Below are 5,088 nucleotides of genomic sequence, written 5' to 3'. Positions count from 1 at the left end.
GCGTAGACCTTGCCGCCGATGGTCTGCGGACCGGCCAGCAGCTTGTTGGCGACCGCGTCGAGGTCGGCGCCCGGATGCGGATACTTGGCGTTGCAGGCGGCGTCTTCGGCGCAGCGCTTGAAGATCACCTTCACCGCGTCCGAGACCATTTCCGGCCCGCCCTCGGCCCACTTGGCCTCCGGCGTCCAGGGCGAGTCCAGCACCACGGCGCGCACGCCGGACGGGTCGTGCTTGACCACGGCCAGGGCGATGCGGGTGCCGTACGAGACGCCGAAGAGGTCGATCTGTTTCAGGCTCAGCGTCTTGCGCAGGTCCTGGATGTCCTTGACCACCTCTTCGGCGTTGTAGCGCGACAGGTCGACGCCGGAGGCCTTCAGGCGCTGGGCGCAGGCGATCAGTTGCTGGGCGGCCGCGTCGTTCAGCGGACCGGCGTCGTTCAGGGCCACGCCGCCGCAGTCGAGGATCGGCGAGGCCACGCCCCCGCCGCGCTGGTCGAAATAGATCCAGTCCTGGTCGACGGCGACCAGCTCGCGGGCCGGGCCGCGCAGGCTGCGGGCGACGTTCTCGACCACGCCGCCGCCGGGACCGCCGTGCAGATAGACGACCGGCGGCAGGCCGGCCTTGGGCGCGCTGGCCTTGACGATGGTCACCGGAATGGCGACGCGCCGCGTGCTGGGTCCGCCTCGGGTCTCGTCGACGACCAGGGTCCCGCACTGGATCTTGTTGCTGACGCCCGAATAGTCGCCGGCGCACGGACCGGGCGTGAACTTGGGCTCGGCCGCGTGAGCGCCGGCCGCCGCCAGCCAGGTTCCCGCCGCCAGTCCCAGGCCGGCCGCCAGCATCCATCCACGCATCGTCGYCTCCCTGGCGACCCATCGCCTCCAGCCATGCTTAGAGCCGCCGGTGATCGACCCGCAAGAGCGTCGGCGCGAACCGTTTACGATACCGATGTTCATCAACAAGTTTACAAAACAAACAAGTTCATTCATGGTCCCGCCATCGCAACGGAGCCCGGCCATGCACGCGCCTCTCAAATCGCTCGAAACCTCGCCCACAACCGTCGGGTTGGACGCCTCGATCCGCAACGCGCCGGTCGGCGCCGTGCGGGCCTTCCTGACCCTGCTGGTCATCGCCCATCACGCGGTGCTGACCTATCATCCGTACGCGCCGCCGCCGAAGGGCTTCACCGAGCCGCCGATCCTGTGGACGGCGTTTCCGGTCGTGGATCCGCAGAGGTTCGCCGGCTTCGGCTTGCTGACCCTGGTCAACGACATCTTCTTCATGTCGCTGATGTTCCTGATCTCGGGCCTGTTCGTCGCGAGCAGTCTGACGGCCAAGGGCGCGGGCGGGTTCCTGAAGGGCCGGGCGCTGCGGCTGGGCGTTCCGTTCGTGATCGGGGCGGGCCTGCTGGCCCCGCTGTCCTATTTTCCCGCCTGGCTGCAGTCCGGCGGCGCGCCTTCGCTGTCGGCTTTTGCCAAGGCCTGGACCAGCCTGCCGTTCTGGCCCAGCGGCCCGGCCTGGTTCCTGTGGGTGCTGCTGGCGTTCGGCGTGGTCGCCGCGGTGCTGGACGGTCTGTTCCCCCGCCTGATCCCGGCCCTGGGTCGGTGGACGCAGGGCTCCGCCCGGCGGCCCGGCCGCGCCTTTCTGATCCTCCTGGCGGCCAGCGCCCTGGCCTATGTGCCCCTCAACATGGCGCTGCCCTTCGGCCACTGGACGACGGAGGGGCCGTTCCTGATCCAGACCGGCCGGGCGGCGCACTACCTGGTCTATTTCCTGGCCGGCCTGGCGTTCGGAGCGGCGGGGGTGGGTCACGGCCTGACCGATCCGCAGGGCGCGCTGGCCCGGCGCTGGTGGGCCTGGCTAATCCTGCCCGTCCCGGCGGTGATCGCGGCCGTCGCCACCTTCATCATCGCCTTCTCGCCCAATCCTCCGCCCAAGGCGGTGCTGGACGTGGTGGGCGGTTTCGCTTTCGTCCTGGCCTGCGCGAGCTTGTCGTTCGCGGTGCTGGCGGTGTTCCTGCGCTTTGTCCGCAAGACCGGTCCGGTCGGGCGCAGCCTGCAGGCCAACGCCTACGGCATGTACCTGACCCACTACGTCTTCACCGCGTGGCTGGGCTGGCTGCTGCTGCCCCAGGCCTGGGGCGGGCTGGCCAAGGGTCTGATGGCGTTCGGCGGGGCGGTGGCGCTCAGCTGGCTGACGACGATGGCGCTGCGCCGCATGCCGCTGTTGGGTCGAATCCTGTGAACGGCCATGATGCGGCGCTGAAGGGGACCTTGCCGATGAACGACAAGATCAAATCCGTGCAGGACGACCTGGCGTTCCTGCGGACCATCGCCGAGGGTGGAGCGGGCGGCGGCATGGGCGTGGCCGGAGGCGCGCTCTATGGCTCGGCCGGGGTGCTCTACGGGATCCAGTGCCTGAGCTACTACGTCCAGGAGATCGGGATCATCCACCTGTCGCCGATGGCCAACATCATCATGGCCTGGGCGCCGACCGTGATCTTCCTGGTGCTGATGACGGTGGTGATCATCATCGACCGCAGGCGGCCGGCGGTCGGGGTGACAAGCCGAGCGGTCAATCACGCCTTCGCTGGCGCGGGTTTGGCCAATCTGGCCCTGGTGTTGGTCTTCGCCAGCGCGGCGGCCCGCAACCATGATTTCCACTACTGGCTGTTCCATCCAGCCGTGGTCTTCGTGCTGCAAGGGGCGGTCTGGTACATGATCTTCATGCTGCGCAAGCGGCTGTGGATGGCGCTGGTGGCCGCCGGCTGGCTGGTCTCGGGTGTGGCGCTGGGCATGCTGATCGAGCGGGCCGAGCTCTACCTGCTGGTCGCCACCCTMAGCCTCTTCCTGCTGATGGGCGTCCCGGGCTTCGGGATGATGCGCCAGGCCATGCGGTCCGCGGTCTGAGGCGAGCGTGACCGAAAAGTTCGACATCAGCGGATTGGACGACGTCATCCACGGCCGGGTGCGGCTGGGGATCGTCGCCTATCTGGCCAGCGCCGAGGTGGCGGACTTCACCGAGCTGAAGGACCTGCTGGAGGTGACCCAGGGCAACCTGTCGGTCCACCTGCGCAAGCTGGAGGACGCCGGCTATGTGGCGATCGACAAGAGCTTCGTCGGCCGCAAGCCCCTGACCCGCGTCCGCCTCACCGATCCGGGCCGCGCGGCCTTTGGGGCGTATCTGAAGGCGATGAGCCAGTTGGTTGAGCAGTCGGGAGGCGGAGCTTAAAGGCCCATCTCCGCCCGAAGTTGATCTGGCGTGACGCCGGCCGCCCGCAGCTCTCGCAGCGTCTGGGCCTTGTCGCGCTTGGCGTAGCGCTTGCCGTCGGGAGCGAGCAGCAGGCGGTGGTGGCGATAGGTCGGGGTCGGCAGGTCCAGCAGGGCTTGCAGCAGGCGCTGGATGTGGGCCGCCTCGAACAGGTCCTCGCCCCGGATCACGTGGGTGATGCCTTGCAGGGCGTCGTCCAGCACGACGGCCAGGTGATAGGCCACCCCGACGTCCTTGCGGGCCAGGACGATGTCGCCGGCGGTTTCGGGGCGGGCCTGGATCCGGCCGGTCTCGCCGTTCGGCCCAGAGCCCTCCTCGACGAAGTCCAGGGGCTCGAACCCGCCCAGGGCGCCGCGCGCCGCGTCCAGCGACAGCCGCCAGGCGAAGGCCTCGCCCTGCTCCAGCCGCGCGGCCTCCTCGTCGGGATGCAGCGGGCCGCCGACGAACGGCTGGACCGGCTCATGCGGGGCGCGGCCGATGTCCAGCTCCTTGCGGGTGCGGAAGCAGCGATAGACCAGGCCCTTGTCGCGCAGCACGTCGATGGCGCGGTGATAGTCGGCCAGGTGCTCGGACTGCCGGCGCACGGGCCGTTCCCAGTCCACGCCCAGCCAAGCCAGGTCCTCCAGGAGCGCGGCCTCGAATYCGGGGCGGCTGCGGGTGGCGTCGATGTCCTCGATCCGCAGCACGAACCGACCGTCCGTGGCTTGCGCGGCGTCGAAGGCGGTCAGAGCCGAGAAGGCGTGGCCGCGATGCAGGAGGCCGGTGGGGGAGGGCGCGAAGCGGGTGGCGAAGCGCAAGCGGACCTAGGCCTGATCGAGCTTGGCGAACATGCCCAGATGTTCGAACACGGCGCGCAGGAAGGCTTCCTCGCCGCCCAGGGCTTCCTTCAGGGGCTCGAACTGCTTGAAGCTGATCATCTCGGCCAGGCCATGGCCGGCGCACCAGGCGGCGATGGTCGCCAGCTCCAGATCAAGCGGCGTGGCCGTGCCGCCGCTGCGCTCGTCGATGGTGTTGCGCACCTGGCAGTAAGCGCCTTCTTCCTTCATCTGCTCGGGCAAGGCGTCCTTGTCGCGCGAGCAGTCGTACATCACGCGATAGAGGGCGGGGTTGTCGCGGGCGAAGCAGACATAGGCCACGCCCAGGCTGGTCATCCGCTCCTTGCTGTCGGCGGCCTTGGCCCGGGCCTCGCCGAGGGCGACATCAAGGGCCGCCCAGCCCTCGTGGGCGACGGCGTCCAGCAATTCGCCCTTGTCCTTGAAGTGGTGATAGGGCGCGGCCGGGCTGACGCCGGCTTCACGCGCCACCGCCCGCAACGAAAGCGCCGCCGGACCCTCGGTTTCGAGGATGCGGCGAGCCGCCTCGACCAGGGCGCGGCTGAGGTCGCCATGGTGGTAGGGACGGGCTTCGGAGGTGGCGGGCTGTGTCATCTCGGACACTGTAACCGTTCCTGTTCAAAAATCCATCCTAACGCCGCTAAGATTATCTTGACGTCGTTTAGATTGCTGCTATCTAAGCACTGTCCAGATCGGGCTCGATCTGGAACGGGAGCGGCCTCCTCAATGACCTCTCCCGCAACCCAAACTCAGGATGTGTGTGATGACCAAGACCTTCTTCGCTTTTGAAACCGCTCTCGACCGCATGGCGGTCGGCTTCTTCGTGGCCGCCGCCGTCGGCGTCGCCGCCGCTCTGGTGGGCGTCGCGATCTAAACCTCGGTAGCGTTTGTGGCCGACGGGACCCGCGGATCCCCCCGCTGTCCCGCCGACACGACCGCCGCCGAACCTCTTGCCTGAAGTGTCCGAAGCCGCCCGCGCCTGATC

The 5,088-nt window shown here is 68.7% G+C and carries 6 protein-coding genes; 3 read left to right on the top strand and 3 right to left on the bottom strand.

The features are described 5' to 3' along the window. On the bottom strand, positions 1–854 hold an 854-nt coding region (locus AC1DZ6_RS18780; RefSeq protein ID WP_477098660.1), incomplete at its 3' end, for an alpha/beta fold hydrolase. Positions 855–1,017: 163 nt separating this feature from the next. On the opposite strand from AC1DZ6_RS18780, the gene AC1DZ6_RS18775 reads away from it, so the two are divergent. The 3 genes from AC1DZ6_RS18775 to AC1DZ6_RS18765 are packed head-to-tail and all read left to right on the top strand — an operon-like array spanning position 1,018 to position 3,231. Continuing rightward, positions 1,018–2,244 carry an acyltransferase family protein gene (locus tag AC1DZ6_RS18775; protein ID WP_477098659.1) on the top strand — a complete coding sequence of 409 codons (1,227 nt, stop codon included), beginning with the start codon at positions 1,018–1,020 and terminating at the stop codon, positions 2,242–2,244. A 35-nt stretch (positions 2,245–2,279) separates the two neighbouring features. Continuing rightward, on the top strand, positions 2,280–2,909 hold the full coding sequence (locus AC1DZ6_RS18770; protein WP_477098658.1) for a hypothetical protein: 630 nt from the start codon (positions 2,280–2,282) through the stop codon (positions 2,907–2,909). A gap of 7 nt (positions 2,910–2,916) precedes the next feature. Then, positions 2,917–3,231 carry a winged helix-turn-helix domain-containing protein gene (locus AC1DZ6_RS18765; protein WP_477098657.1) on the top strand — a complete coding sequence of 105 codons (315 nt, stop codon included), beginning with the start codon at positions 2,917–2,919 and terminating at the stop codon, positions 3,229–3,231. Here the strand turns inward: AC1DZ6_RS18765 and gluQRS are convergent. Together gluQRS and AC1DZ6_RS18755 are read right to left on the bottom strand one after the other, a co-directional pair. Then, complete coding sequence (gluQRS, locus tag AC1DZ6_RS18760; protein ID WP_477098656.1) at positions 3,228–4,067, bottom strand: tRNA glutamyl-Q(34) synthetase GluQRS; 840 nt, start codon at positions 4,065–4,067, stop codon at positions 3,228–3,230. The two genes, AC1DZ6_RS18765 and gluQRS, sit on opposite strands and share 4 nt — an antisense overlap. A gap of 6 nt (positions 4,068–4,073) precedes the next feature. Next, on the bottom strand, positions 4,074–4,697 hold the full coding sequence (locus AC1DZ6_RS18755) for a TetR/AcrR family transcriptional regulator (RefSeq protein ID WP_477098661.1): 624 nt from the start codon (positions 4,695–4,697) through the stop codon (positions 4,074–4,076). Between the last annotated feature and the right edge of the window lie 391 nt (positions 4,698–5,088).

Source organism: Caulobacter sp. P1_B12_2 (assembly GCF_056406675.1).
This window is presented reverse-complemented; position numbering and strand designations above follow the sequence as displayed.

Bases quoted from the DNA above. Each gene is read 5' to 3' on its own strand.
- AC1DZ6_RS18775 (WP_477098659.1), top strand. From the start codon at position 1,018: ATGCACGCGCCTCTCAAATCGCTCGAAACCTCGCCCACAACCGTCGGG.
- AC1DZ6_RS18755 (WP_477098661.1), bottom strand. From the start codon at position 4,697: ATGACACAGCCCGCCACCTCCGAAGCCCGTCCCTACCACCATGGCGAC.